The organism is Ramlibacter sp. (assembly GCF_036383835.1).
GTDB lineage: Bacteria > Pseudomonadota > Gammaproteobacteria > Burkholderiales > Burkholderiaceae_C > Ramlibacter.
On the sequence record NZ_DASVNN010000035.1, the window covers coordinates 92,134 to 117,970 of the forward strand.

Here is a 25,837-nt window from a genome sequence, read left to right on the forward strand (position 1 = left end):
CTGTTGTTCTCCTATTCTCAGATCGCGAACGGGTACTCCCGCAGCAGCTCCATCGCGCGCTGCCCGCGCTCGCCCAGGAAGAAGTCCTCCACGAAGGGATGCCGGAAGGCGATCACCTCCTTGGGCCGGGCATTGACGATGACGCGCTGGTCGGCGAGCACGGCGATGCGCGTGGACAGCTCGAACAGCGTGTCGAGGTCGTGGGTGACCATGATGACGGTGAGCGCCAGTTCGCGGTGCAACGAGCGCAGGAGGTGGACGAAGGCGTCCGAGCTGTCGGGGTCGAGCCCGGCCGTGGGCTCGTCCAGCAGCAGCAGCGGCGGGTCCATCACCAGCGCCCGCGCCAGGGCCGCGCGCTTGATCATGCCGCCCGACAGCTCGGATGGCATCTTGTCGGCATCGCTCGGCTTCAGTCCCACCATCTGCAGCTTCACCAGCGCGGCTTCCTCGATCAGCCGCTGCGGCAGCGTCTTGAGCTCGCGCAGGGGAAAGGCCACGTTCTCCAGCACCGTGAAGGCGGAGAACAGCGCGCCGTGCTGGAACAGCATGCCGATGCGGCTGGAAGCGCCGCGCCGCGACCAGGCCTGCACCGGCCGGCCCATGATGCGCACCTCGCCGGCCGCGGGCCGCTCCAGCCCCAGGATCTGCCGCAGCAGCACGGTCTTGCCGGAGCCGGAGCCGCCGACGATCGACAGCACCTCGCCGCGGTTCACGGTGAGGTCGAGATCCTTGTGGATCACCAGCTTGCGCTCCGGCATGTCGAACACGGACGAGAGCTTGCGGATCTCCACCAGCGGTTCGCCGCCGTCGTCGTTGCGGGTCGCGATCTCCGCCATCACATCCCCACCTGGCTGAAGAGGATGGCGAACAGCGCATCGACCAGGATCACCACCGTGATCGCGGTCACCACCGAGGCGGTGGTGCCCTGGCCGAGGCTTTGCGTGTTGGGCTGCACGCGCAGGCCGAAGTGGCAGCCGATCAGCGCGATCAGGATGCCGAACACCACCGACTTCGACAGGCCCAGGATCAGGTTGGGCAGGCTCACCGCGCCGGGCAGCGCCTTGAGGAAGAAGATCGGGCTGATCCCCAGCGAGAGGTCGGCAGCGACCATGCCGCCGATCAGTCCGGCGACGGTGGTCCAGGCGGCGATCAGCGGCATCGCGATCGCCAGCGCCATCGCGCGCGGCATCACCAGCCGGTAGGTGTGCGAGATGCCCATCACGCGCATCGCATCGAGTTCGTCGGTCACCCGCATCACGCCGATCTGCGCCGTGATCGCGGAGCCGGAACGCCCGGCGATCAGGATCGCCCCCAGCATGGGACCGAGCTCGCGCACCAGCGCGATGCCCAGGATGTCGACGATGTACGCGTCGGCGCCGAACTGCCGCAGCTGCTGCGCGGTGAGGTAGGCCAGCACCACGCCGATCAGGCCACCCACCAGCGCGGTGATCGGCAATGCCGTCGCCCCGATGCGGTACAGGTGGCCGGAAAAATCGCGCCAGGGACCGCGGTGCGGCGCGCGGGCGAGTTCGAGCAGGTCCAGCGTGAGCAGGCCGATCAGCCGCACGAAGCCGCGCATGTGGCCCATCGCCCGCAGCAGCGAAGCGCCGAAGGCGAGAAAGAGGGTCCAGAGATTGGGCCGGGACGGGCGGGGACGGCGGGCGGTGAAGCGCGACACCCGCTCCAGGATCGCGCGCTGCGCCGGCGAGGCTTCGAGCTGCTCGGGCCATCGCTGTCCCCAGTGGTCCCACAGCAGCTGCGCGCCCACGTGATCGAGCTGGCTCGCTTCGCGCAGGTCCCAGGCTTCGCCCCGCGCGCGCGGCAGGCCGCGGCGCAGCTCGCCGGCCAGCCGGGGGTGGGCGAACTGCCCGGCCGTCCAGTCGCCCAGCAGCCGGACGGCGCGGCCGGTCGGCGCTGTCGCCTGTTCGAAGCGGGGCGTGGCGTCGGTCATGATGGGCGCGGGAAGGGGCTGTCATGCTAACGGCAGAGTCAGGTCCTGCCGTGTAGGAGAACGGGCCGCGTGGCAGCGGTGGCGCGGGCAGGACAGCGATGGGCGCAGCCCGGCGGTATAACGGCGCCGGAAGGAGACAGGCATGACCCGCACCATCCGCATCGGCGGCGCCTCCGGCTTCTGGGGCGACAGCAGCGTCGGCGCGCCGCAGCTCGTGGCCAAGGGGAGGATCGACTTCCTGGTGTTCGACTACCTGGCCGAACTGACGATGTCGATCCTGGCGGCGGCGCGCGGCAAGAGCCCCGAGCTCGGTTATGCGACCGACTTCGTGCAGGTCACGATGAAGGCGATCCTGCGCGATGTCGTCGCCAAGCGCATCCGCGTGATCGGCAATGCGGGCGGCGTGAACCCGCGGGCCTGCGCGCAGGCGCTCGAGGCGTTGGCCGGCGAGCAGGGCGTGGCGCTGAAGGTCGCGGTGGTCACCGGCGACGACGTGCTGCCGCTGCTGCCGGAACTGCGCGAGCAGGGTGTGCGCGAGTTGCAGACGGACGCGCCGCTGCCCGAACGACTGGTCACCGCCAACGCCTATCTTGGCGCCTTGCCGATCCGCGCGGCGCTCGACGCCGGTGCCGACGTGGTGATCACCGGACGCTGCGTCGACAGCGCGGTGACGCTGGGCGCGCTGATGCACGCCTTCGGCTGGCGCGAGGACGACTACGACCGGCTGGCGCAGGGCAGCCTCGCCGGCCACATCATCGAGTGCGGCTGCCAGGCGACCGGCGGCCTGCACACCGACTGGGAGGCTGTGCCCGACTGGCCGCACATCGGCTACCCGGTGATCGAGTGCGAGGAGGACGGCAGCTTCGTCGTCGGCAAACCGCAGGACACGGGCGGCCTCGTCAACACGGCGGTGATCGCCGAACAGGTCCTCTACGAGATCGGCGATCCGCGGCGCTACCTGCTGCCGGACGTGAGCTGCGACTTCACCGGCGTGAAGCTCGAGCAGCTGGGCGAACAGCGGGTGCGCGTGACTGGCGCGCGCGGCATCGCGCCCGGGCCGGCGTACAAGGTGTCGGCGACGGCCATGGATGGCTACCGCTGCACCTCGCAGCTCACCATCGTCGGCATCGATGCGGCGCGCAAGGCCCAGCGCACCGGCGAGGCGATCCTCGCGCGGACCCGCGAACTGATCGCGCACAAGCGCTGGCTGCCGTACACGCGCACGCACATCGAGGTGCTCGGTTCCGAGCTCTCCAACTACGGGCCGCATGCACGCACGCAGGACGTGCGCGAGGCGGTGCTGCAGGTGGCGGTGATGCATCCGCAGAAGGAAGCGCTGGAACTGTTCGCGCGCGAGATCGCGCCGGCGGGTACCAGCTGGTCGCCGGGGACGACGGGGGCGGGCGGCAGGCCGAGTCCTTCGCCCTGCATCCGGCAGGTCGGGTTTTTCGTCGACAAGACGCGGGTGGGCGTGCAACTGCATCTGGGCGGCGAAGTGACCGACGTGCACGTGCCGAGCGGCCAGGCGCCGGTGCCGCCGCCGGGTGCGGTGTCAGCGGTGCCGGCGGCCATGCCCTCGGGCGAACTGGTGGACGTGCCGCTGGTGCAACTGGCCTGGGCCCGCAGCGGCGACAAGGGCAACCACTCCAACATCGGCGTGATCGCACGCAGGCCCGAGTGGCTGCCGTGGCTGCGCGCGCAGGTGACGGAGGCGCGGGTGAAGGAATGGTTGGGACATCTCGTCGCGGGAGATGTCCTGCGCTTCGATGTGCCGGGGATCCACGCGATGAATTTCCTCTGCACCGAGGCGCTGGATGGCGGCGGCATGGCGTCGCTGCGCAACGATCCGCTGGGCAAGGGGATGGCGCAGATCCTGTTGGCGATGCCGGTGAAGGTGCCGCGGGCGAAGGCGAGGAGCTACGACTACCCGTAGGCTGGGGTGCAACCCCAGCCCGTCAGGCGGCAAATCCGCCGGCAAACACGGATCGCAAATGATCCACGAAACACTGCACCGCCCTCGGCACCTGCGGTGCCCACGGCCGGATTGCATAGATTCCGTCGCCGAAAAACCCCAGCGGCCGCCATTCCGGCAGCACCTGCACCAGTTGCCGCGGCCCCAGGTGCGCAGCCGCGCTGAAGTCCGGCAGCAGCCCGATCCCCAACCCGCCCAGCACCGCCTCGCGCAGCACCTCGCTGTTGTTCGCCTTGAACGGCCCTTGCACCTGCACGACGACTCGCTCGGACTTGCGCCCCGAGCCGCGCTCGAACGACCAGCCCTGTCCCGCCGCGTCGCGCAGGTACGCGAGGCAGGCGTGCTCCGCCAGTTCCGACGGATGCGTGGGCCGTCCATGTCGCCGCAGGTACTCCGCGCTCGCCACCAGCAGCGAGCGCGAGGCGCACAGCTGCCAGGCCACGTGCGTTTCTGGCGGTGCCTGGGTGTGGCGGATCGCCAGGTCGAAGCCTTCCTGCGGCAGGTTGGCGAGCCGGTCGCCCAGGTCCAGCTCGAGGCGGATCTCCGGGTACTGCTGCAAAAAGGCCGGCAGGCTGGGCGCGACGTACTGCCGGCCCAGCGCCACCGGTGCCGTCACGCGCAGCACCCCGCGCGGCGTGCCGGCGAGGTCGCGGATGCCGGCGAAGCTCTGCGAGATGCGCTCGAAGGACGCACGGGTCTCGTCGGCGAGTTGCTGGCCCGCCTGCGTGAGTCCCACCGAGCGTGTCGTGCGCCGCACCAGCGGCACGCCGGCGGCGCGCTCCAGCTCCGCGATGCGGCTGCTGACCGACGCCTTGGAGATGCCCAGGCGGCGCGCGGCCTGGGTGTAGCTGCGCGTCTCGCCCAGCACGGTGAGCAGGTGGACGTCGGCGAAGGCGGGGACGGGGCTGGTTTTCATGGGGATTGTTCATTTTCCCAAACAATCTGATCAGCTGCAGCGTATTTCCAAACGGAAGCGGCCGGCCTAGACTGGCCCACCGTCGCAGAGAGATCCCCCGCCATGAACGCACCCGACACGAACCGCCCGGCGCCCGCGCTGGCGTCCATCGAACACTGGATCCAGGGCAAGGTCGCGGCCGGCCAGAGCGGCCGCCGCGCCGAGGTCTTCAATCCCGCCACCGGCCGGGTGAGCGGCCGCGTGGCGATGGCCAACAACGCCGAAGTGGCGCAGGCCGTCGCCTCCGCGCAGGCCGCGTTCCCGGCCTGGGCCGACACGCCGCCGATCCGCCGTGGGCGCGTCATGTTCAAGTTCCTCGAACTGCTGAACAAGCACCGCGACGAACTGGCGCGCATGATCACCGCCGAACACGGCAAGGTGTTCACCGACGCGCAGGGCGAGGTCACCCGTGGCATCGACATCGTGGAGTTCGCCTGCGGCATCCCGCAGCTGCTCAAGGGCGACTACACCGACCAGGTCTCCACCGGCATCGACAACTGGACGCTGCGCCAGCCTCTCGGTGTCGTTGCGGGCGTCACGCCCTTCAACTTCCCGGTGATGGTGCCGATGTGGATGTTCCCGGTGGCGATCGCCGCCGGCAACTGCTTCATCCTCAAGCCCAGCCCGCTGGACCCGAGCCCCTCGCTGCGCATGGCCGAACTGCTGAAGGAAGCCGGCCTGCCCGACGGCGTGTTCAACGTGGTGCAGGGCGACAAGGATGCCGTCGACGCGCTGCTGGAACATCCGGACGTGAAGGCGATCTCCTTCGTGGGCTCCACGCCCATCGCCCAGAAGATCTACGAAACCGGCGCCAAGCACGGCAAGCGCGTGCAGGCTCTGGGCGGCGCCAAGAACCACATGGTGGTGATGCCCGATGCCGACATGGACCAGGCCGTCGACGCGCTGATCGGCTCGGCCTTCGGTTCCGCCGGCGAGCGCTGCATGGCGATCTCGGTGGGCATCCTCGTGGGCGAAGCGGGTGACAAGATCATGGCCAAGCTGGCGGAGCGTACCCAGTCGCTGAAGGTGAAGAACGGCGCCGAGCTCGATGCCGAGATGGGCCCGATCGTCAGCAGCGCCGCGCAGCAGCGCATCACCGGCTACATCGCGCAGGGCGAGACCGAGGGCGCCAAGCTGGTGGTGGACGGCCGCAAGTTCCAGGGCGCGATGGCGGGCGCCGGCTGCGACAACGGCTTCTGGATCGGCGGCACGCTGTTCGACGACGTGAAGCCGGACATGAAGATCTACAAGGAAGAAATCTTCGGCCCGGTGCTCGGTTGCGTGCGCGCGAAGGACCTGAAGGAAGCCACCGACCTGATCAACGCGCACGAGTTCGGCAATGGCGTGTCGCTGTTCACGCGCGACGGCAACACGGCCCGCGAGTTCTCGCGCCGGGTGCAGGTGGGCATGGTCGGCGTCAACGTGCCGATCCCGGTGCCCATGGCCTGGCACGGCTTCGGCGGCTGGAAGAAGAGCCTGTTCGGCGACATGCACGCCTACGGCGAAGAGGGCGTGCGCTTCTACACGAAGCAGAAGTCGATCATGCAGCGCTGGCCGGAGTCGATCGGCAAGGGCGCCGAGTTCGTGATGCCGACGGCGAAGTAGGTCGGAAAGACAAACAACCGGACGCAGAGAACGCAGAGGTCACGCAGAGAACGCAGAAAATTCTTGAAAACTTTTTGCGACCTCTGCGAAACCTTTGCGGCCTCTGCGTCCGGATGTTGGTTGTTCAAGAGGCGTCGTAGAACGCCCGCGAGGAGACAAGATTGAGCGACACGACCTTCGACTACATCATCATCGGCGCCGGCACCGCCGGTTGCCTGCTCGCCAACCGCCTCAGCGCGGATCCTTCGAAGCGCGTGCTGCTGATCGAAGCCGGCGCCCGCGACGACTATCACTGGATCCACATACCGGTCGGCTACCTGTACTGCATCGGCAACGCGCGCACCGACTGGCTGTACTACACCGAGCCCGACGAAGGCCTCAACGGCCGCAAGCTGCGCTATCCCCGTGGCAAGACGCTGGGCGGCTGCTCCAGCATCAACGGCATGATCTACATGCGCGGCCAGGCGCGCGACTACGACGGCTGGGCGCGCGAAGTGGGCGACGCCTCCTGGACCTGGGACCACTGCGTTCCCTTCTTCAAGAAGCACGAGGACTACTACAAGGGCGCCGACGCGCTGCACGGCGCGGGCGGCGAGTGGCGGGTCGAAAGGCAGCGGCTGCGCTGGGACGTGCTCGATGCCTTCGCGCAGGCCGCGCAGGAAACGGGCATCCCGCACAGCGAGGACTTCAACCGCGGCAGCAACGAAGGCGTGGGCTATTTCCAGGTGAACCAGAAGGACGGCTGGCGCTGGAACACGGCCAAGGCCTTCCTGCGGCCGACGTGCTACGGGCGACCCAACTTCGAGCTGTGGACCGGTGCGCAGGTGGCGCGCCTGCTGTTCGAAACGCGCGAGGACGGCAGCAAGCGCTGCACCGGCGCGCAGGTCTGGACCGGGACGGAGATGGTGCAGGTGCAGGCCACGCAGGAGACGCTGCTGTGCGCCGGCAGCATCGGCTCGCCGCAGATCCTGCAGCTTTCCGGCATCGGGCCGGCGGCGCTGCTGCAGCAGCACGGCGTGCCGGTGGTGCACGACCTGCCCGGTGTCGGCGAGAACCTGCAGGACCACCTGCAGATCCGCGCCGTGTTCAAGGTCGACGGCGTCACCACGCTGAACACGCTGGCGAACAGCTGGTGGGGCAAGCTGAAGATCGGCATGGAGTACGCGTTCAAGCGCAGCGGTCCCATGAGCATGGCGCCGTCGCAGCTGGGCGCCTTCACCCGCAGTTCGCCGGAGCAGCAGTATCCGAACATCGAATACCACGTGCAGCCGCTGAGCCTCGATGCCTTCGGGGAACCCTTGCACGGCTTCAACGCGTTCACGGCGAGTGTCTGCAACCTCAATCCGACCAGCCGCGGTTCGGTGCGCATCCGCAGCAGGAAATTCGAGGACGCACCGGCGATCGCGACGAACTACCTCAGCACGCCGGAGGATCGCAAGGTCGCCGCCGATTCGCTGCGCGTCACGCGCCGCATCGCGGCCCAGCCCGCGCTCGCGAAGTACCGGCCGCAGGAATGGCGCCCGGGTCCGCAATACCAGAGCGACGACGATCTCGCGCGGCTGGCCGGCGACATCGCCACGACGATCTTCCATCCCGTGGGCACGACGAGGATGGGCGCCGATGGCGACCCGCGCGCGGTGCTCGATGCGCAGATGCGCGTGCGCGGCATCGCCGGCCTGCGCGTGGTGGATGCGGGCGCGATGCCCACGATCACCAGCGGCAACACCAATTCGCCGGTGCTGATGATGGCGGAGAAGGCCGCCGACTGGATCCTGCAGGACGCTCGCCGCGGCAGCGCTCCTATACCACAGCCGACTGCCGGGTAAGCCCTGATGCACCGGGCCCGTGCGCCACGCTACATTGCGTGCACTCGCGCCGGGCCCCACCGTGGGCACGGCAGGACGAGGGACCGAGGAGACAAACCCCGACCAGAACACGAACACTGTCGCACGGCACCCGTAGAGGGCCGGGCAAATTCAGGCGCCGCCGATGCGGCGCCTTTTTTATTTGTCCGCGCACTGGACGGAAGAGCTTGCCGCGGCGGATGCCACAATCCGGGGCATGGAGTGGATTCTGGTGACGCTGGCCTCGCTGCTGGCCGGGTTCGTCGATGCGATCGTGGGAGGCGGCGGCCTCATCCTGGTGCCCGCGCTGTTCGCGGTGTTCCCCACCACCCACCCCGCCACGCTGTTCGGCATCAACAAGAGCGCTTCGGTCTGGGGGACGGCCTTCGCCGCGCGCCAGTTCAGCCGGCGCGTCGAGATCGACTGGCGCTCGCTCCTGCCGGCCGCGGCGGCGGGCTTCACCGGCGGTTTCGCCGGTGCCTGGGCGGTCACCGTCCTGCCGTCCGAATTCCTGCGCAAGCTGCTGCCGATCGTGCTGCTGTGCGTGCTGTTCTACACGCTGGTGCGCAAGGACCTCGGGCGCGACCACGCGCCGACGCTCACGGGCCGGGCGCAGACGCTCGCCGCCTGCGGCATCGGCCTGGTGCTCGGTTTCTACGACGGCTTCTTCGGCCCGGGCACCGGCAGCTTCTTCGTGTTCCTGTTCGTGCGCGTGCTGGGCTACGACTTCCTCAATGCCTCGGCCGCGGCCAAGCTGCTCAACACGGCGACCAACCTCGCGGCGCTGATCCTGTTCGCGCTCAAGGGCCACGTCTGGTGGCAATACGCGGCGGCGCTCGCCGTCGCGAACGTGCTGGGCAGCCTGCTGGGCACGCATCTCGCGCTCAAGCATGGCGCATCCTTCGTGCGCGGCGTGTTCATCCTCGTCGTCAGCGCGCTCATCCTCAAGACCGGTTACGACGCCTTCCTTAGATGATTCACTGAAAAAAGTCGCAAGCGACTCTTTTCAGTGGCCTGATCAGTGCGAAGAGGACCGGCAAAGCCGGATCCTCTTCGCAAGGGAGACCGCGTTGCATGTTATTCCACGCGGTCCATGTGCCGCTGCGCGGAGTCACTGTCCACCTGCAATACGGCGCCTGCGGCACCATAATCATTCAATGGACGATATCGTTCGCCAGGCGATGGCCAAGTGGCCCAACGTGCCGAACTGCTTCGGCTGGCTGGGGCTGGACGAGCGCGGCAACTGGTACATGCGCGACGACCGCGTGCAGGCGGCCGGCCCGTTCCCGCAGTCCAAGGGCTCGCTGCTGCGGCACGAGAAGCTGATCGACTTCATCCACCGCAACTACGACCGCGACGAAGGCGGCCAGTGGTTCTTCCAGAACGGGCCGCAGCGCGTGTACGTGGAGCTGGCGGCGACGCCCTGGATCTTCCGCGTCGCCGGCGTCGACCGCGTGATGACGCACACGGGCGAGCCCGCGCAGGTGCGGTCCTCGCTGGTCGACGAAGCGGGCCGCCTCTATCTCGAAACCGATCGCGGCTTCGGCCTGGTGCACACGCAGGACATCGTGCAGGCGTCGGAGGCCGTGGAGTCGGGACGCTGGGTGCCGCTGGACGTGCGCGCGGCGGAATTGCCGGCGCGCTATGGTTATGTGACGAGTCCGGCGCAGCGGGTCGAGGCCAGTCACCCGTAGGTCGGGGTGAGCGGAGCAGCCCAAACCCCGACGCAAAAAAGCCGGCGCTAGGCCGGCTTTTTTCGTGGCGAGACGCGCCTTACTTGGCGGCGTTCACCATGTATTCGACGGCGGCCTTGATCTCCGTGTCGGGCGCGGAGGTGCCACCCTTGGGCGGCATGGCGCCCTTGCCCTTGATCGCGCTGGTCACCAGCGCGGGCACGCCCTGGGCGATGCGCGGCGCCCAGGCGGCCTTGTCGCCGAACTTCGGCGCGTTGGCCACGCCCGCGGCGTGGCAGGCCATGCAGGCCTGTTTGTAGAGGGCTTCGCCACCGGCGCCGGCTGCGGCGACCGGGGTGGGGGCGGTGCCGCCCGCGATGGGAGCGGCAGCGGTCGCGGCGGCGGGACCGGCAGCGGGTGCAGCCGTGGCGATGGGAGCCGCCGGGGCGGCGCCGGCAGCGACGGGCGTCGGCGCAGCGGGTTCGGCGAACCTGGCGCCGCCGGCGTTGGCCATGAAGGCCACGGCACGGGCGATCTCGGTGTCGCTGAAGTCGCCGCCGCCCTGGGCGGGCATCGCGCCCTTGCCCTTGAGCGCGGACGTCACCAGCGCGTCGAATCCGGTCTTGATGCGGTTGGCCCAGGAAGCGGCATCGCCGAACTTGGGCGCGCCGGCGACACCGGCGGTGTGGCAGGCGGAGCACTGGGCCTTGAACACCGTCTCGCCGGTGGCCAGGGGCCGGTTGGCGTCGCGGATCTCCACGGTGCCGACCTTCTTGATCCGCTGGGAGACGCCGCGCTCGAGGTCCTGCGCGGTCACGCCGCCCAGCACGTACTTGTCGATGTCCTGCGAGCCGGCGGGCTTGTTCTCGGACGAAACGTACGCCACCAGGGCGATGATGATGAAGACGGGAATCAGGAAGGAGAACAGCACCGCGATCAGCAGTTGCTTCGGCGTCTTGATCGGGCCGGTGTGGGCTTCGTGGCTGTCGCTCATGGCGTCCTCAATGAATGCACGTTTTTCGGATCAATCGTCGATTATATCCAGCGCCCCCCGGCCGCCCCGCCTGCGCGGCGGCGCGCGGGGCCCGGTGGCGCGGCGCCGCTACGATAGGGGCACAAACACACCAGGAGACGTTGTCATGCAAAAGCGCCACGTGTTGCGCGCCGGCCTGTTTGCCGCGGCCGCCCTCGCCCTGCCGGGCCTGACCCTTGCCCAGGATTTCCCGCCCAAGAAGCCCGTCACCATGATGGTCGGCTTCGCGCCCGGCGGTGCGGCCGACGCCGCCGCGCGGCTGATCGCCAAGAAGCTGTCCGACAACATCGGCCAGACCGTGGTGGTGGAGAACAAGGCGGGCGCGGGCGGCAACATCGCCCACCAGCTCACGGCCAACGGGCCGAGCGACGGTTCGCAGCTGCTGTTCGGGTCCATCGGCCCGCTCACCATCGCGCCGCACATGATGAAGGTGGGCTACGACCCGTTCAAGGACCTCGCCCCGATCTCGGGCGGCGTGTACTTCCCGAACATGCTGGTGGTCAGCGCGCAATCGGGCATCAAGACGCTCGCCGACTTCATCGCCGCCGCCAGGAAGTCGCCCGGCAACGTCACCTTCGCGTCCACCGGCTCGGGTTCGGCCTCGCACCTCACCGGCGAACTGTTCGCGCAGCGCATCGGCGCCGAGATGACGCACGTGCCCTACAAGGGCGGCGCCCCCGCGATGCAGGACCTGCTGGCGAACCGCTTCACGGGCTACTTCGCCGCGCCGCCCACCGCGCTGCCGCACGTGGAAACGGGCAAGGTGATCCCGCTGGCCACCACCGGCCTCACGCGCCCGGCCTACATGCCCAACATCCCGACGGTCGCCGAGGCCGGCCTGCCCGGCTTCGAGGCGCTGAACTGGTATGCCTTCGTCGCCTCGGCCAAGACGCCCGCGACCATCCTGGACCGCTGGAACGCCGAAGTGGTCAAGGTGCTGAAGGACCCCGAGGTGCAGGCAGCGCTCGCCAAGCACGGCCTCACGCCGCATCCGACCTCGCGTGCCGGACTCACCGACTTCATGACGAAGGAGTCCGCCAAGTGGGGCGCGATCGTGAAGGAACGCAAGATCACGAACGAATGAAGCCGGCGGCCGGCGGGCCTGCCGCGGAAGGGATGCCCGCCTGCCGCTAGAATGGACCCCTCTGCGGCTGTAGCTCAGTGGATAGAGTATTGGCCTCCGAAGCCAAGGGTCGTGGGTTCGATCCCCGCCAGCCGCGCCAGCTTCCTCCCGGCCTCCCATCTTGGCCGGGATTCGGGGATTTACGGCCGACCGTCGCAGGACGGCCAGGCCCGTCCTGCTGACAATCCGCACATGGATTCCGCCCAGCACCCCGTCCGCCCCGGCAACTCGATGGCCACCCAGTGGCTCCTGAACATCGGTCATGCCATCGACCACATGTTCCTGCTGATCTTCGCGACGGCGGTCACCAGCATCGCAGCGGATTTCGGGATTGCCCGCTGGGAAGACCTGATGCCTTACAGCGTGGCGGCGTTCTTCTTCTTCGGCGTCGGCTCGCTGCCTTCCGGCAAGCTCGGCGACCACTGGGGCCGCCGCAAGATGATGACGGTGTTCTTCTTCGGCATGGGCGCCGCGGCGCTGCTGGTGAGCGTGACGCAGTCGCCCCTGCAGATGGCATTCGCCCTGGCGCTCCTCGGTTGCTTCGCCTCGATCTACCACCCTGTCGGCATCCCGATGCTCGTGCAGGGAGCCGTGCGGCCGGGCCTGACCATCGGCCTCAACGGCCTCGTCGGCAACCTGGGCGTCGCCGTCGCAGCGGTCACCACCGGCTTCCTGGTCAAGTACCTGGGCTGGCGCATGGCCTTCGCTGTTCCGGGTGCCCTGTGCCTGCTGTTCGGATGCGCGTTCGCGCTGATGGCCACCCGCGAGCACGCGGCGCCCGCGAAGAAGAAGGCGAGCAGTGCCGTCGTGCCGCCGGGCGTGTCGATCGCCAGGCTGCTGCTGGTGATGACCGTGGCCGCCACCAGCGCCAGCCTGCTGTTCAACTTCTCCACCAACAGCAACTACGAGCTGCTGACCGACCGCCTGCGCAGCATCCTGCAGGACCCGGCGCGGATCGGCGTGCTGCTCGCGATGACCTACGCGGCCGCCTCGGTGACGCAACTGCTCGTCGGCCACCTGATCGACCGCATGCCGCTCAAGACCCTGTACCTGGGCATCGTCGGTGCGCAGGCGGTGCTGCTCGCGCTCGCGGCGATCTCGGATGGCTGGACCTTCTACGTGCTGCAGTTCCTGTTCATGGCCGCCATCTTCGGGGCCATCCCGTTCACGGACACCATGATCGTGCGATTCGTCGACGACAGCATGCGTTCGCGGGTCTCGGGCATGCGCCTGACGGTCTCCCTCGGCGCGAGCTCGCTGGCCGTCTGGCTCATCGGGCCGCTGGTGAAGCAGGCCGGATTCGCCGCACTGCTCGGCTTGATGACTGCGACCGCCGTCCTCTCGCTCCTCATCGTCAGCCAGTTGCCGGCCACGCCCGCGCCCAGGCGCACGGAGCCGGGCGCCATTCCCGGCAAGGCCGCCTGAGCCTCCTTTCTTCCTGCCCAGGTAGGACGGCGCCCTACGAGCGCGCATCCACCTCGGCATAAGACGGCGCCTATCCAGCCTCAGCCCGTGGCGTCGTCGCGAATCGAAGCGCGCCGAGGCGCGGATGCTGCGTCCTCCGATCGCGGTAAACCGGTCTGTCGCCGATAGTGGAAGCAAGCCCAAAGGCAAGAAGCCCCAGGAGACCGAAAATGATCGAGACCACCGTCAACCAATACCAGCTGTGCTTCCGCTCCCTGTTCCACAGCGGCCGGGGTTATGCGTTCCCCTGCGACGACCACGGCGAGGTCGACCTCGACCGCATGAGCGAACGGGCCCGCAACAACTACTTCTACGCCCGCGCCATGGTCGGCCGCGAACTGTCGCCGCCCGCCGTCGAGCACGCGATGGCGATGCACTGACTCAAGGCAGCAGTCCGGCGGCCCGCTGGACCTCGGTACGGATCTCCTCCGTCAGGCGCGCCTTCAGCTCCGCGAACGCGGGCGTCGTCTTCATCGAGTAGTGGCGCGGATGCGGCATCGGCACGGGGATGTCGCACTTGATGCGGCCCGGCCGCGCGCTCATCACCACCACGCGGCTGCCCATGAAGATCGCCTCGTCGATGTCGTGGGTGACGAACAGCACCGTCTTGCGCTCGTCCTCCCAGATCCCCAGCAACAGTTCCTGCATCAGCTCGCGCGTCTGGTGGTCGAGCGCGCCGAAGGGTTCGTCCATCAGCAGGATGCGCGGATTGTTGGCCAGCGCGCGGGCCAGCGCGGTGCGCTGCTGCATGCCGCCGGAGAGCTGCTTCGGGTAGTGCTTCTCGAAGCCCTTGAGGCCCACCTTGGCGAGGAAGCGCTGCGCGATTTCGCGCTGTTGCGCGAGCGGCATGCCCTTCTCGCGCAGTCCGAAGCAGACGTTTTCCAGCACGGTGAGCCAGGGGAACAGCGTGTAGCTCTGGAACACCATGCCACGGTCGGCGCCGGGTCCCGCGACGGTCTTGCCGTCGAGGGTGATGGTTCCGCCGGAGGGCGCGTCCAGGCCGGCCACCATGCGCAGCAGCGTGCTCTTGCCGCAGCCGGAGGGGCCGAGGATGGCGATGAAGTCGTTCTCCTGCACGGAGAGGTCGGTGGCCTGCAGGGCGACGGTGCCGCCGGTGAAGGTCTTGCCGACGCCTTTGACATCCAGCACCGCCCCCGACTTGTCATTGCGGGCTTGACCCGCAATCCATGGATCCCGGGTCAAGCCCGGGATGACAACTTCAGGCATCTTCATCGCAATTGCGCCCATGGGAAAAGCTTCCGGTTGAATGCCTTGAAGGCGAAGTCCGTCACCAGCCCGATGAGGCCGATCACGATGATGCCGAAGATGATCTGGTCGGTGGCCAGCAGCGCCTGGCTGTCGGTGATCATGTGGCCGATGCCGCTGGAGGCGCCGATCAGTTCGGCGACGATCACGTAGGTCCAGGCCCAGCCCAGCACCATGCGCAGCGTCTCGGCGACCTCGGGCGCGCTGGAAGGCAGCAGCACGCGCGTGACGACGCCGCGGTCCAGCGCGCCCAGCGTGTACGCGGCTTCCACGAGATCGCGCCGCGTGTTGCCCACGCTCACCGCGATCATCAGCACCAGCTGGAAGAAGGAGCCGATGAAGATCACCGCGAGCTTCTGCGCCTCGCCGATGCCGGCCCAGAGGATCAGCAGCGGGATGAAGGCGGAAGCGGGCAGGTAGCGCGCGAAGCTCACGAAGGGTTCGAAGAACGCCTCCACCGGCTTGTACGCGCCCATCAGCACGCCGAGCGGCACGGCGAGGACGGCGGCGATCAGGAAGCCGCCGACCACGCGCCACACGGTCATGCCGATGTCGCCGATGAAGCCATGCTGCGTGAGCAGCGTCCAACCCGAATGCACCATGGTGAGCGGGTCGGCCAGGAAGGTCTTGCTCACCAGGCCGCCGAAGGTGGCGGCGGCCCAGACGAGGAAGAACAGCACGAAGAACGAGACGCCGAGCAGCGCGCGCGTTCCGGGTGCGACGGGGACGAGAGGTTTCATGTTGCTCCTCCGTCATTCCCGCGGAGGCGGGAATCCAGGGCATTCAAAAGCGGAAGCCCTGGATCCCCGCCTGCGCGGGGACGACGCTATTTGATGAAGCGCGTGTCCGCCAGCTTCGCCAGATCGGGGATCTGCCGGATGATCCCCGCCTCCAGCAGCAGCTCCGCCGCTTCCTTGCTGAACGCCGCGTGTTCGCCGGCGAAGAATTTCTGGTTGGCCGCGCGGTCCTGCCAGCGCAGGTACTTCTGGCTCGCCTCGAACTGCTCGGCGCTCTGCTTCACGTCGGCGGCCATGATCCCGAAGCTCCTTGCCGGTTCGCGCTGGATCATCTCCAACGCTTCGAAGTAGCTGTCGGCCAGCGCCTTGGCGGCGCGCGGGTTGTCGGCCAGGAACTTCGGCGTGCAGCCGAAGGTGTCCATCACCATCGGGTAGTCGAGCGTCGTCGCGATGATCTTGCCGGCCTCCGGCTTGGCCCGCACGGCGGAGAGATAGGGCTCGTACGTCATCGCCGCGTCGAGATCGGCGGTGCCGGCGATGATCGCGTTGGCGGCGGCCTGCGGCTCGAGGTTGACGATTCTCACGTCCTTGGGCGTGAGGCCGTTCTTCTTGAGCATCCAGGCCATGGTGAAGTAGGGCGCGGTGCCGGGCGCGCTGGCGGCAATCGTCTTGCCCTTCAGGTCGGCGATCTTCTGGACGTTGCCCTTGACCACCATGCCGTCGGCGCCGAAGGATTTGTCCAGCTGGAAGATCTGCGTGGTGGCGACGCCGTTGGCGTTCCACACGATCCACGTTTCGACGGTGGTCGCGGCACACTGCACGTCACCGGAAGCGATGGCGAGGTGACGGTCTTTCTGCGGGATCTTCTTCAGCGTGACGTCGAGGCCGTTCTTCCTGAAGATGCCGGCTTCCTTGGCCAGCGTGAGCGGCGCGAAGCCGGTCCAGCCCGAGAGGCCGACGGCGACTTTGGTTTCCTGCGCGTGCGCGCTCGCGATGCCGAGCGCCAGCAGCGTGAGGGTGAAGAGCTTTTTCATGAGTGGCTCCGGTGGGGAAGGGGGATCGGGTTTCATGTGCGGATCACGCCAGCCGCAAGGCATGGAGTTCCGCGATGTGCTGCTCGGTGGCGTGGCCGATGTCGCCGGCCGCCACCAGGTGGTGCATCGCCTCGATGTCGCGCGCCAGGCTGCGGTCGGACATCATCGCGGGCGAAACGCTGCGCACCAGGCGCATCACGCCCTCGAGCGCGGGCGAACTGGTGAGCGGCCGCAGGAACTCGATGCCCTGCGCCGCCGCGAGCAGCTCGATGGCGACGATGTGCGCCGTGTTCTTCAGCATGGGCTGCAGGCGGCGCGCCGCGAAGGTCGCCATGCTCACGTGATCCTCCTGGTTGGCGGAGGTGGGCAGGCTGTCGACGCTCGCCGGATGGGCGAGCGACTTGTTCTCGGAGGCGAGCGCGGCGGCCGTGACGTGCACGATCATGAAGCCGGAGTTGAGGCCCGGCTCCGGCGTGAGGAAAGGCGGCAGGCGCGACACCACCGTGTCCACCAGCATCGCCACGCGCCGTTCGGAGATCGCGCCGATCTCCGCGATGGCCACCGCCAGTGCGTCGGCCGCGAGCGCCACCGGCTCCGCATGGAAGTTGCCGCCCGACACCATGTGCCCGCCCTCTGCGAACACCAGCGGGTTGTCGGTCACCGCGTTCGCCTCGCGCATCAGCACCTGCGTGGCATAGCGCATCTGGTCCAGGCAGGCGCCCATCACCTGCGGCTGGCAGCGCAGGCAGTAGGGGTCCTGCACGCGGTCGTCGCCTTCGAGGTGCGATCGGCGGATGTCGCTGCCGACCATCAGGGCGCGATAGGCAGCGGCGCAGTCGATCTGTCCCGGCTGGCCACGCACCGCGTGGATGCGCGGATCGAAGGGGGCGTCGCTGCCGCGCGCGGCGTCGAGCGTGAGCGCGCCGGTGATCGCCGCGGCTTCGAACAGCTTGTCGACGCCGAGCAGGGCGTCGAGCGCCAGCGCGGTGGACACCTGCGTGCCGTTGATCAGCGCCAGGCCCTCCTTGGCGCCCAGCTGCAGCGCGCGCAGTCCCGCGCGCTCCAGCGCCTGGCCGCCGGGCATGCGCACGCCTTCGTGGACAGCCTCGCCTTCGCCGATCAGGGGCAGGCACAGGTGGGCGAGCGGCGCGAGATCGCCCGACGCGCCGACCGAGCCCTGGCTCGGGATCACCGGCACCACGCCCCGGTTGTAGAGCGCGAGCAGGCCGTCGACGACTTCCTCGCGCACTCCGGAAAAGCCGCGCGCCAGGCTTGCCGCTTTCAGCAGCAGGACCAGCTTCACCACGCGGGCGGGCAACGGATCGCCGACGCCGACCGCATGCGAGCGCAGCAGCTTCAACTGCAGCAGCGCGAGGTCTTCGCGCGCGATGCGCTGCGTCGCCAGCTTGCCGAAGCCGGTGTTGACGCCGTACACCGGTGCGTCGCCCTCGGTGGCGCGCCGCACCAGTTCCGCGCTGGCGCGGATTGCCGCGCGCGAGGACGGATCGAGGGCGACCGCGAGTTCGTCGCGGCCGCACAGGCGCCGCAACTGGGCGAGGGTGATCTCGCCGGGATGGAGCAACTCTTGTTCCGCCACGTTCATCCGATCATGGGCAGGTTGAGGCCGTGCTCGCGCGCGCACTGCCTGGCGATGTCGTAGCCGGCATCCGCATGGCGCATCACGCCGGTGGCCGGGTCGTTCCACAGCACGCGTTCGAGCTTCGCCGCCGCTTCCGCCGTGCCGTCGCAGACGATCACCACGCCGGAATGCTGCGAGTAGCCCATGCCGACGCCGCCGCCGTGGTGGAAGCTGACCCAGGAAGCGCCGCTCGCGGTATTGAGCAGCGCGTTCAGCAGCGGCCAGTCGCTCACCGCGTCGCTGCCGTCCTGCATCGCTTCCGTCTCCCGGTTGGGCGAAGCGACCGAGCCGCTGTCGAGGTGGTCGCGGCCGATCACGATCGGCGCCTTCAGCTCGCCGCTCTTCACCATCTCGTTGAAGGCGAGGCCGGCGACGTGCCGCTCGCCCAGGCCGATCCAGCAGATGCGCGCCGGCAGGCCCTGGAAGCTGATGCGCTCGCCGGCCATGTCGAGCCAGCGGTGCAGGTGCTTGTCGTGCGAGAACAGCTCCTTCATCTTCGCGTCGGTCTTGCGGATGTCTTCCGGATCGCCGGACAGCGCGACCCAGCGGAAGGGCCCGGTGCCGCGGCAGAACAGCGGGCGGATGTACGCCGGCACGAAGCCGGGATAGGCGAAGGCGTCCTGCACGCCGAAGTCCTGCGCCACCTGCCGCAGGTTGTTGCCGTAGTCGACGGTGGGCACGCCCATCGCGTGGAAGGCGAGCATCGCCCGCACGTGCGCGGCGCAGGACTCGCCCGCGGCCTGCTTCAGGCGATCGTGCTGAGAAGCATCCTTCTGCGCGGCCTGCCATTGTTCGACCGTCCAGCCGATCGGCAGGTAGCCGTTGATGATGTCGTGCGCCGAGGTCTGGTCGGTGACGATGTCGGGCCGCGGGCCGCCGGAGCGCGCGCGCTTCACCAGTTCCGGCACGATCTCCGCGGCGTTGCCGCACAGGCCGATCGACACGGCTTCCTTGCGGGCGGTGTGATGCCGGATCATTTCCAGCGCCTCGTCGAGATCCTTCGCCTGCTTGTCGAGATACTTCGTGCGCAGGCGGAAGTCGATGCGCGATTGCTGGCACTCGATGTTGAGCGAACAGGCGCCGGCGAAGGTGGCCGCGAGCGGCTGCGCGCCGCCCATGCCGCCGAGGCCCGCGGTGAGCACCCAGCGCCCGGCAAGATCGCCGTCGTAATGCTGGCGGCCGGCCTCGGCGAAGGTCTCGTAGGTGCCCTGCACGATGCCCTGGGTGCCGATGTAGATCCAGCTGCCGGCCGTCATCTGGCCGTACATCATCAGGCCCTTGCGGTCGAGCTCGTTGAAGTGTTCCCACGTGGCCCAGCGCGGCACGAGATTCGAATTGGCGATCAGCACGCGCGGCGCGCCGGCGTGGGTGCGGAACACGCCGACCGGCTTGCCCGACTGGACGAGCAGCGTCTCGTCGGCCCGCAGTTTCTTCAGCGTGGCCAGGATGGCCTCGAAGGCCGGCCAGTTGCGCGCGGCCTTGCCGATGCCGCCGTAGACGACGAGGTCGTCGGGCCGCTCGGCCACGGCCGGATCCAGGTTGTTCTGGATCATGCGGTAGGCGGCCTCGATCTGCCAGTTGGCGCAGCTGAGCTGCTTGCCTTGCGGCGCGCGCACCGGGCGCGGCCCGGCGGCGAGGAAGGATGCTTGCGAAAGGTCGGACATGCGGGGTTCCGGTTCGGGGTGGGCGGGCGTGAGTTGTCTATACAAGCTCGATTTCGGCGGGAGCATAGTTGTCTATACAAGCTGTGTCAACTGGGGTATGCTCGCGCCCCATGGCAAAAGACGAACGGCCGGCATACGAGCAGGTGAAGGGCTGGATCCGGCAGCACATCGCGAGCGGCGAATGGAAGCCGGGCGACGTGGTGCCGAGCGAGGCCTCCCTGATGGAGCGATTCGCGATCAGCCGCATGACGGCCAACCGTGCCCTGCGCGAGCTGGCCACGGAAGGGCTGGTCACGCGCGTGCAGGGGTCCGGCACCCGCGTGGCCGAGTTGCATCGCATCTCCTCGCAGCTCGTCATCCGCGACATCCACGAGGAAGTGGCGGAGCGCGGCCACGTGCACAGCACGCGCGTGATCACGGTCGCGCAGGAGAAAGCCGGTTCGGAAGTGGCCGAGGCGCTGGGCCTGCGCAAGGGCGCGCGGGTGTTCCATACGGTGCTGGTGCACCTGGAGAACGGCGTGCCGATCCAGTACGAGGACCGCTACGTCAATCCGCAGGCGGCGCCCGGTTACCTCGACACCGATTTCGGCAGCACCTCGCCCACGCTGCACCTGCTGCAGCACGCACCGCTCACCGAAGCCAGCTACAGCATCGAGGCCTGCCTGCCGAGCGCGGAGGAAGCGAAAGCGCTGGACATCCGCGCCAGCGAGCCTTGCCTCGCGATGATGCGGCGCACCGTGAGCGGCGCCAACGTGGCGAGCATCGCGCGCCAGATCTATCCGGGCACGCGCTACAGCTTCAACGGGCAGTTCCAGGCATGAACTGGCAGCTCGTCGCGCTGGATCACGCGGTGCCGCAACCCTGGCGCAACGGCGGTGGTGTCACGCGCGAGCTGCTGACGTGGCCGTCCGCATCCGACTGGCGCGTGCGCATCTCGGTGGCGGACGTCGAGGAGGCGGGTCCGTTCTCGCGCTTCGCGGGCATCGAGCGCTGGTTCGCGGTGCTGGCCGGCGAAGGCGTGCTGCTCGATATCGATGGTGCGCCGCATCGCGTCACGCGTGGAGGAGCGCCGCTGCGGTTCGACGGCGACGCGGCGGTCGAATGCCAGCTGGTGGCAGGCCCGACGCGCGACCTGAACCTGATGGCGCCGCCCGGTGCCGCGCGCATGCAGCGCGTGGAGGGCGCGCTGGAAATCCGATCGCCGGCTTTCGCCCTGCTCGCGCTCCATGCGCACGACACACCCGCACGCGTGCAGTCCGGCGGCGCGATCATGGAAGTTCCTGCACGTCATCTCGCCTGGTGCCTGTCTTCGACCGCAGCGGAGATCGCCGTGACCGGCACCGACGCGCTCTGGATGGAGGTCCGCACATGAACACGCAGGTCTGGACGAATGCGCGCATCGCCACGATGGCGGCGAACGCCGGCGTGCCCTACGGCCTGGTCGAGGACGGCGCGCTTGCCGTCGAAGACGGCCGCATCGCCTGGGTCGGCCCCAGGACCGACCTCCCGCCGGCGCTGCACAGCGCCGCCAGCGAACACGATGCCGAGGGCGCCCTGGTCACGCCTGGCCTCATCGACTGCCACACGCACCTGGTCTACGGCGGCGACCGCGCGCGCGAGTTCGAGGCGCGCCTGAACGGCGCCAGCTACGAGGAGATCGCGCGCGCCGGCGGCGGCATCGTCTCCACTGTGAAGGCGACGCGCGAGGCCTCCGAAGACGAACTTCTCGCGCAATCGCGCCGCCGCCTGCGCGAACTGCTGGCCGAAGGCGTCACCACCCTCGAGATCAAGTCCGGTTACGGACTGGAGCTGGAGGCCGAGGCCAAATGCCTGCGCGTCGCGCGGCAGCTCGGTGTGCTGGAGCACGTAGCGGTGCGCACCACCTTCCTCGGTGCCCATGCGCTGCCGCCCGAATTCAAGGGACGGGCCGACGACTACATCGCCGAAGTGCGGCGCATGATGCGCGAGCTGCACCGCGCGGGCCTGGCCGATGCCGTCGACGCCTTTTGCGAAACCATCGGCTTCAGCCCGCAGCAGACGCGCGCAGTGTTCGACGAAGCGCGCGCGCTCGGCCTGCCGGTGAAGCTGCACGCCGAACAACTGAGCGACAGCGCCGGCGCCGAGCTCGCCGCCTCCTATGGCGCGCTCAGCTGCGACCACCTGGAGTGGCTGGGTGAATCCGGCGCCCGCGCCATGGCGCAGGCCGGCAGCGTGGCGGTGCTGCTGCCCGGCGCCTTCTATTTCCTGCGCGAGACGCGCCTGCCGCCCATCGCCCTGCTGCGCCAGCACGGCGTGCCCATGGCCGTCTCCACCGATTGCAACCCGGGCACGTCACCGTGCACCTCGCTGCTGCTGATGCTGAACATGGCCTGCACGCTGTTCAGCCTGACGCCGGAAGAGGCGCTCGCCGGCGCCACCCGCAACGCCGCCCGCGCGCTGGGCCTCGCCGACCGCGGCGTGCTGGCCGCGGGCCGCCGCGCCGACTTCGTGCTGTGGGATGTGCAGAGCCCGGCCGAACTGAGTTATGCGCTGGGAGCCAATCCCTGCCGCGCCACCTACGTCGAAGGACAGATCCGATGAACTTCAAGCTGCAACAAGGCAGCGTGCCGCTGCTCGTGAGCATCCCGCACATGGGCACTGAGATCCCGCAGGCGCTGCGCGGCCGCTACGTGCCGCGCGCGCTGGAAGTGGAAGACGCCGACTGGCATCTCGACCGCCTCTATGCCTTCGCGCAGGAGCTCGGGGCCAGCGTGCTGCAACCCACGGTCTCGCGCTACGTGATCGACCTCAATCGCCCGCCGGACGACGCGCCGATGTATCCCGGCGCGTCCAACACCGAGCTGTGCCCCACGCGCTTCTTCAGCGGCGATGCGCTCTACGCCGAGGGCGGCGCACCGGCCGCCGACGAGCGAGCGCAGCGGCGCGAAACCTACTGGGCGCCCTACCATCAGGCCTTGCAGGCCGAGCTCGCGCGGCTGAAGGCGCAGCATGGCTACGCGCTGCTGTGGGACGCGCACAGCATCCGCGCCGAGATCCCCTGGCTGTTCGAAGGCCGCCTGCCGGACCTGAACATCGGCACCGCCGGCGGCGCGAGCGCGCATCCTTCGATCGGCGAGGCGGTCAAGCACGCCGCCGCGCAAGACCCGCGCTTCACCCACGTGCTGAACGGCCGCTTCAAGGGCGGCTACATCACCCGCCAGTACGGCCGGCCCGCGGAGCACGTGCACGCGGTGCAGCTGGAGATGTGCCAGGTCCTTTACATGCGCGAGGCGCCGCCCTGGAACTACGAGCCGGAGCGCGCCGCCGAGATCCAGCCGGTGGTGCGCGCGATGGTCGAGGCCGCGTTCGGCGCCTGCCGCAAGCTGTATGCGTGAAGGCCGCCGCTGGTTCGCGCCGCTCGCCTGGGTGAACGGCGCCTGGGCGCGCGACGTCCTGCTGGTGGCCGGCGACGACGGCCGCTGGAGCGAGGTGCGCGCCGGCTGCACGGCGCAGGAGCGGCAAGACGCGCAGGCGCTGGCCGGCCCGGCGCTGCCCGGCCTCGTGAACGGCCACAGCCACGCCTTCCAGCGCGCCATTGCCGGACTCACCGAACGCAGCGCGCAGGGCCGCGAAGACTTCTGGAGCTGGCGCGACCGCATGTATGCCGCGGCGCTGCGCATCACGCCCGAGCAGCTGGAGGCGATCGCCACCTTCCTCTACGCGGAGCTGCTGCAAGCCGGCTACACACACGTCTGCGAGTTCCACTACCTGCACAACGACGTGGACGGCAAGCCCTATGCGGACCCGCTGGAGATGTCGCTGGCGCTGGTGCGCGCGGCGCAGGCTGCGGGCATCGGACTGACGCTGCTGCCGACGCTCTACATGCGGTCCGGCTTCGGTGCGAAGGGCTTGCGCGAGGACCAGCGCCGCTTCGCCTCCACGCCCGCATCGGTGCTGCGCATCGCGGAAGCCGTGCGCAAGCTCGCGCCCGCCGACGGCACGCTCACGGCCGGCATCGCGCTGCACTCGCTGCGCGCGGTGGACCCGGGCGCCCTGCAAGAAGCGGCGCAGGCGGCGCACGCGGCCGGCATGCCGGTGCACATCCACATCTCCGAGCAGCAACAGGAAGTGGACGACTGCCTTCGCGAACATGGGCAGCGACCGATCGAATGGCTGCTGCAGAACGCGAAGCTGGATGCCCGCTGGAACCTGGTGCATGCCACGCACGCCTCGCGCGAGGAGATGGACGCGCTGCAGCGCACCGGCGCTTCCATCGTGCTGTGCCCCAGCACGGAAGCGAACCTGGGCGACGGCGTGTTCGACCTGCCGCACTGGCTGGCGCTGCGCGGCGCCTGGTCCATCGGCTCGGACAGCCACGTTACGCGCCGCTGGACCGAGGAATTGCGGCTGCTGGAATACTCGCAACGCTTCGCGCTGCGGCAGCGCAACGTTTCCGCGCGGGCGGCGGGCCAGGAGAGCACGGCGGGCGTGCTGTTCGAGCGGGCCCTCGCGGGCGGGAGCGCGGCGGCGGGATTGCCGCTCGCGGGGCTGGCCGCAGGTCAGCGTGCGGACTTCAGCGTGGTGGACACGACGGCGTACGCGCTGGCGGGGGTGCCCTCATCGCATTTGCTCGACGCGCTGGTGTTTTCTTCGCCGGATGCGGGGTGCGGTGCAATGGCTGTCGGCGGCGCAAGCCCCTCTCTCACTGTGGAGGCGGCGCAATTCGTCAAGGCCATGCATGCGCTCTGGCTCAGTCATGGGAGGATGCACGTTTCCATCAAATGAGCTAGGATCAATACTCATATGAGCGGATCCGCGAGGGAAAGAGATGGTCGCACGAGCAAGCAAGTCCCCCGGCGCGAGGCGTAACCCGGCCTCGAGTGCTGCCCCCTCGCGCCGGCCTGGAGTGGCCGAGCCCCGCACGCGGTACGAGGTGCTCCGCTTCGAGCCGCCCAAGGCGGGAAAGGCAAAGTCCTTCACCGTCTATTTCCACGCGGATCCGATCTCCCGCGTGGAGGCGATCAAGAGCGGCATTCCCGCGGCCTTCGTCGACGAGATCGCGGCGGAGATGGGCAGGTCCAAGGAATGGCTGTTGCCCACGCTGGGCCTGTCGACGGCGACCTTCAACCGCAGGAAGAGCGAGTCGAAGCCGCTGTCCAAGGACGAGAGCGAGCGCGTGCTGGGCATCGCCCGCCTGGTGGGCCAGGTCGAGGCGATGGTCAAGGAATCGGGGAACCTTGCAGGCTTCAGCGCCGCGCAATGGGTGGCGCGCTGGCTCGAAGAGCCCTTGCCGGCACTCGGCGGCCGAAAGCCTGGCGAATTGATGGACACGGCCGAAGGCCAATCGATCGTCTCCAACGTGCTGGCCCGGGCGCAAAGCGGCGCGTACGCGTGAGCGGCGGCTTCACGCTGTGGCGCATCGCGGTCGACGCCCCGGAGTACACGGCGGACGACCTCACTGGCGCCGGAGCCAAGGCCACCGGCGGGCGGTGGAACCGCAAAGGTCACGCAGTCCTCTACACGTCATCGAGTGCGGCGCTGGCGTGCCTGGAGACGGTGGTCCATTCGAAGCTGGGGTCGCTGCCGATGAACCGCTACCTGGTACGGATCGACCTGCCCGCGGCGGCTTGGTCGGCGCGCACCGAACACACGGCTCCATCCCTGCCCGTCGGCTGGGATGCCTTGCCGGAAGGCAAGGTCTCGCTGGATCTCGGTGACGCCTGGCTCTCGGCCGGCGACAGCCCCGTGCTCGTGGTTCCGTCCGTGATCGTGCCGGAAGAACGGAACGTGTTGATCAACCCTGGGCATCCGCTCTGCCGAGGCATGACGGCCAGGAAGCTGCGGAAATGGTCGTACGACCCGCGGCTGTTCGGGCTGCACTCGTGAGGGGAAAAGGCC

The 25,837-nt window shown here is 68.9% G+C and carries 24 protein-coding genes and 1 tRNA gene; 16 read left to right on the forward strand and 9 right to left on the reverse strand.

All coding sequences use genetic code 11. The features are described 5' to 3' along the window. Window positions 1-17 precede the first annotated feature (17 nt). Window positions 18-836 (reverse strand): ABC transporter ATP-binding protein, encoded by an 819-nt coding sequence (locus VF522_RS06155; protein WP_330907353.1) that lies wholly within the window; start codon window positions 834-836, stop codon window positions 18-20. Then, window positions 836-1,951 carry an ABC transporter permease gene (locus VF522_RS06160; RefSeq protein WP_330907354.1) on the reverse strand — a complete coding sequence of 372 codons (1,116 nt, stop codon included), beginning with the start codon at window positions 1,949-1,951 and terminating at the stop codon, window positions 836-838. The genes VF522_RS06155 and VF522_RS06160 overlap by 1 nt, the downstream gene beginning before the upstream one ends. 142 nt (window positions 1,952-2,093) lie before the next feature. Between VF522_RS06160 and VF522_RS06165 the strand changes: the two genes are divergently transcribed. Beyond that, complete coding sequence (locus VF522_RS06165; RefSeq protein ID WP_330907355.1) at window positions 2,094-3,884, forward strand: acyclic terpene utilization AtuA family protein; 1,791 nt, start codon at window positions 2,094-2,096, stop codon at window positions 3,882-3,884. A 22-nt stretch (window positions 3,885-3,906) separates the two neighbouring features. Here the strand turns inward: VF522_RS06165 and VF522_RS06170 are convergent, their stop codons facing one another. Further along, window positions 3,907-4,839 carry a LysR family transcriptional regulator gene (locus VF522_RS06170; RefSeq protein WP_330907356.1) on the reverse strand — a complete coding sequence of 311 codons (933 nt, stop codon included), beginning with the start codon at window positions 4,837-4,839 and terminating at the stop codon, window positions 3,907-3,909. Between the two features lie 102 nt (window positions 4,840-4,941). Between VF522_RS06170 and VF522_RS06175 the strand changes: the two genes are divergently transcribed. From VF522_RS06175 to VF522_RS06190, 4 genes are all read left to right on the forward strand, one after another. Beyond that, complete coding sequence (locus VF522_RS06175) at window positions 4,942-6,483, forward strand: CoA-acylating methylmalonate-semialdehyde dehydrogenase (RefSeq protein WP_330907357.1); 1,542 nt, start codon at window positions 4,942-4,944, stop codon at window positions 6,481-6,483. A gap of 161 nt (window positions 6,484-6,644) precedes the next feature. Further along, a complete protein-coding gene (locus tag VF522_RS06180; protein WP_330907358.1) occupies window positions 6,645-8,309 on the forward strand; it encodes a GMC family oxidoreductase in 1,665 nt (554 codons plus the stop codon). A 235-nt stretch (window positions 8,310-8,544) separates the two neighbouring features. Beyond that, window positions 8,545-9,303, forward strand: coding sequence for a sulfite exporter TauE/SafE family protein (locus VF522_RS06185; RefSeq protein ID WP_330907359.1), 759 nt, complete (start codon window positions 8,545-8,547; stop codon window positions 9,301-9,303). Window positions 9,304-9,484: 181 nt separating this feature from the next. After that, a complete protein-coding gene (locus VF522_RS06190; RefSeq protein WP_330907360.1) occupies window positions 9,485-10,021 on the forward strand; it encodes a DUF2946 family protein in 537 nt (178 codons plus the stop codon). A gap of 79 nt (window positions 10,022-10,100) precedes the next feature. Here VF522_RS06190 and VF522_RS06195 read toward each other — a convergent pair whose 3' ends face one another. Continuing rightward, window positions 10,101-10,994 carry a c-type cytochrome gene (locus tag VF522_RS06195; protein ID WP_330907361.1) on the reverse strand — a complete coding sequence of 298 codons (894 nt, stop codon included), beginning with the start codon at window positions 10,992-10,994 and terminating at the stop codon, window positions 10,101-10,103. A 145-nt stretch (window positions 10,995-11,139) separates the two neighbouring features. On the opposite strand from VF522_RS06195, the gene VF522_RS06200 reads away from it, so the two are divergent. The 4 genes from VF522_RS06200 to VF522_RS06215 all read left to right on the forward strand — a co-directional run bounded on the left by VF522_RS06200 (window position 11,140) and on the right by VF522_RS06215 (window position 14,000). After that, window positions 11,140-12,117 (forward strand): tripartite tricarboxylate transporter substrate binding protein, encoded by a 978-nt coding sequence (locus VF522_RS06200; protein ID WP_330907362.1) that lies wholly within the window; start codon window positions 11,140-11,142, stop codon window positions 12,115-12,117. Window positions 12,118-12,180: 63 nt separating this feature from the next. Then, window positions 12,181-12,256, forward strand: a tRNA-Arg gene (locus VF522_RS06205). A gap of 92 nt (window positions 12,257-12,348) precedes the next feature. Then, window positions 12,349-13,581 (forward strand): MFS transporter, encoded by a 1,233-nt coding sequence (locus tag VF522_RS06210; RefSeq protein ID WP_330907363.1) that lies wholly within the window; start codon window positions 12,349-12,351, stop codon window positions 13,579-13,581. A gap of 209 nt (window positions 13,582-13,790) precedes the next feature. Beyond that, window positions 13,791-14,000, forward strand: a complete 210-nt coding sequence (locus tag VF522_RS06215; protein WP_330907364.1) for a hypothetical protein — start codon at window positions 13,791-13,793, stop codon at window positions 13,998-14,000. Window position 14,001: 1 nt separating this feature from the next. Here VF522_RS06215 and VF522_RS06220 read toward each other — a convergent pair whose 3' ends face one another. The 5 genes from VF522_RS06220 to hutU all read right to left on the reverse strand — a co-directional run bounded on the left by VF522_RS06220 (window position 14,002) and on the right by hutU (window position 19,960). Next, complete coding sequence (locus VF522_RS06220) at window positions 14,002-14,769, reverse strand: ABC transporter ATP-binding protein (protein ID WP_414709461.1); 768 nt, start codon at window positions 14,767-14,769, stop codon at window positions 14,002-14,004. 80 nt (window positions 14,770-14,849) lie between these two features. Beyond that, window positions 14,850-15,626 carry an ABC transporter permease gene (locus tag VF522_RS06225; protein WP_330907365.1) on the reverse strand — a complete coding sequence of 259 codons (777 nt, stop codon included), beginning with the start codon at window positions 15,624-15,626 and terminating at the stop codon, window positions 14,850-14,852. A gap of 86 nt (window positions 15,627-15,712) precedes the next feature. After that, on the reverse strand, window positions 15,713-16,657 hold the full coding sequence (locus tag VF522_RS06230) for an ABC transporter substrate-binding protein (protein WP_330907366.1): 945 nt from the start codon (window positions 16,655-16,657) through the stop codon (window positions 15,713-15,715). A gap of 43 nt (window positions 16,658-16,700) precedes the next feature. After that, window positions 16,701-18,254, reverse strand: a complete 1,554-nt coding sequence (gene hutH, locus VF522_RS06235) for a histidine ammonia-lyase (RefSeq protein ID WP_414709462.1) — start codon at window positions 18,252-18,254, stop codon at window positions 16,701-16,703. A gap of 2 nt (window positions 18,255-18,256) precedes the next feature. Continuing rightward, a complete protein-coding gene (hutU, locus tag VF522_RS06240; protein WP_330907368.1) occupies window positions 18,257-19,960 on the reverse strand; it encodes a urocanate hydratase in 1,704 nt (567 codons plus the stop codon). Between the two features lie 110 nt (window positions 19,961-20,070). On the opposite strand from hutU, the gene hutC reads away from it, so the two are divergent. From hutC to VF522_RS06275, 7 genes are all read left to right on the forward strand, one after another. Beyond that, window positions 20,071-20,781 carry a histidine utilization repressor gene (gene hutC / locus VF522_RS06245; RefSeq protein ID WP_330907369.1) on the forward strand — a complete coding sequence of 237 codons (711 nt, stop codon included), beginning with the start codon at window positions 20,071-20,073 and terminating at the stop codon, window positions 20,779-20,781. Next, window positions 20,778-21,332, forward strand: coding sequence for a HutD family protein (locus VF522_RS06250; protein WP_330907370.1), 555 nt, complete (start codon window positions 20,778-20,780; stop codon window positions 21,330-21,332). Before hutC ends, VF522_RS06250 begins: the two co-directional genes overlap by 4 nt. Continuing rightward, window positions 21,329-22,540, forward strand: a complete 1,212-nt coding sequence (gene hutI, locus VF522_RS06255; RefSeq protein ID WP_330907371.1) for an imidazolonepropionase — start codon at window positions 21,329-21,331, stop codon at window positions 22,538-22,540. Before VF522_RS06250 ends, hutI begins: the two co-directional genes overlap by 4 nt. Continuing rightward, a complete protein-coding gene (gene hutG, locus VF522_RS06260) occupies window positions 22,537-23,334 on the forward strand; it encodes an N-formylglutamate deformylase (protein WP_330907372.1) in 798 nt (265 codons plus the stop codon). The genes hutI and hutG overlap by 4 nt, the downstream gene beginning before the upstream one ends. After that, on the forward strand, window positions 23,327-24,724 hold the full coding sequence (locus VF522_RS06265) for a formimidoylglutamate deiminase (protein ID WP_330907373.1): 1,398 nt from the start codon (window positions 23,327-23,329) through the stop codon (window positions 24,722-24,724). The genes hutG and VF522_RS06265 overlap by 8 nt, the downstream gene beginning before the upstream one ends. A gap of 121 nt (window positions 24,725-24,845) precedes the next feature. Beyond that, window positions 24,846-25,334, forward strand: a complete 489-nt coding sequence (gene parS / locus VF522_RS06270) for a type II toxin-antitoxin system Xre/ParS family antitoxin (RefSeq protein ID WP_330907374.1) — start codon at window positions 24,846-24,848, stop codon at window positions 25,332-25,334. After that, on the forward strand, window positions 25,331-25,825 hold the full coding sequence (locus VF522_RS06275; protein WP_330907375.1) for an RES family NAD+ phosphorylase: 495 nt from the start codon (window positions 25,331-25,333) through the stop codon (window positions 25,823-25,825). The genes parS and VF522_RS06275 overlap by 4 nt, the downstream gene beginning before the upstream one ends. Window positions 25,826-25,837 lie beyond the last annotated feature (12 nt).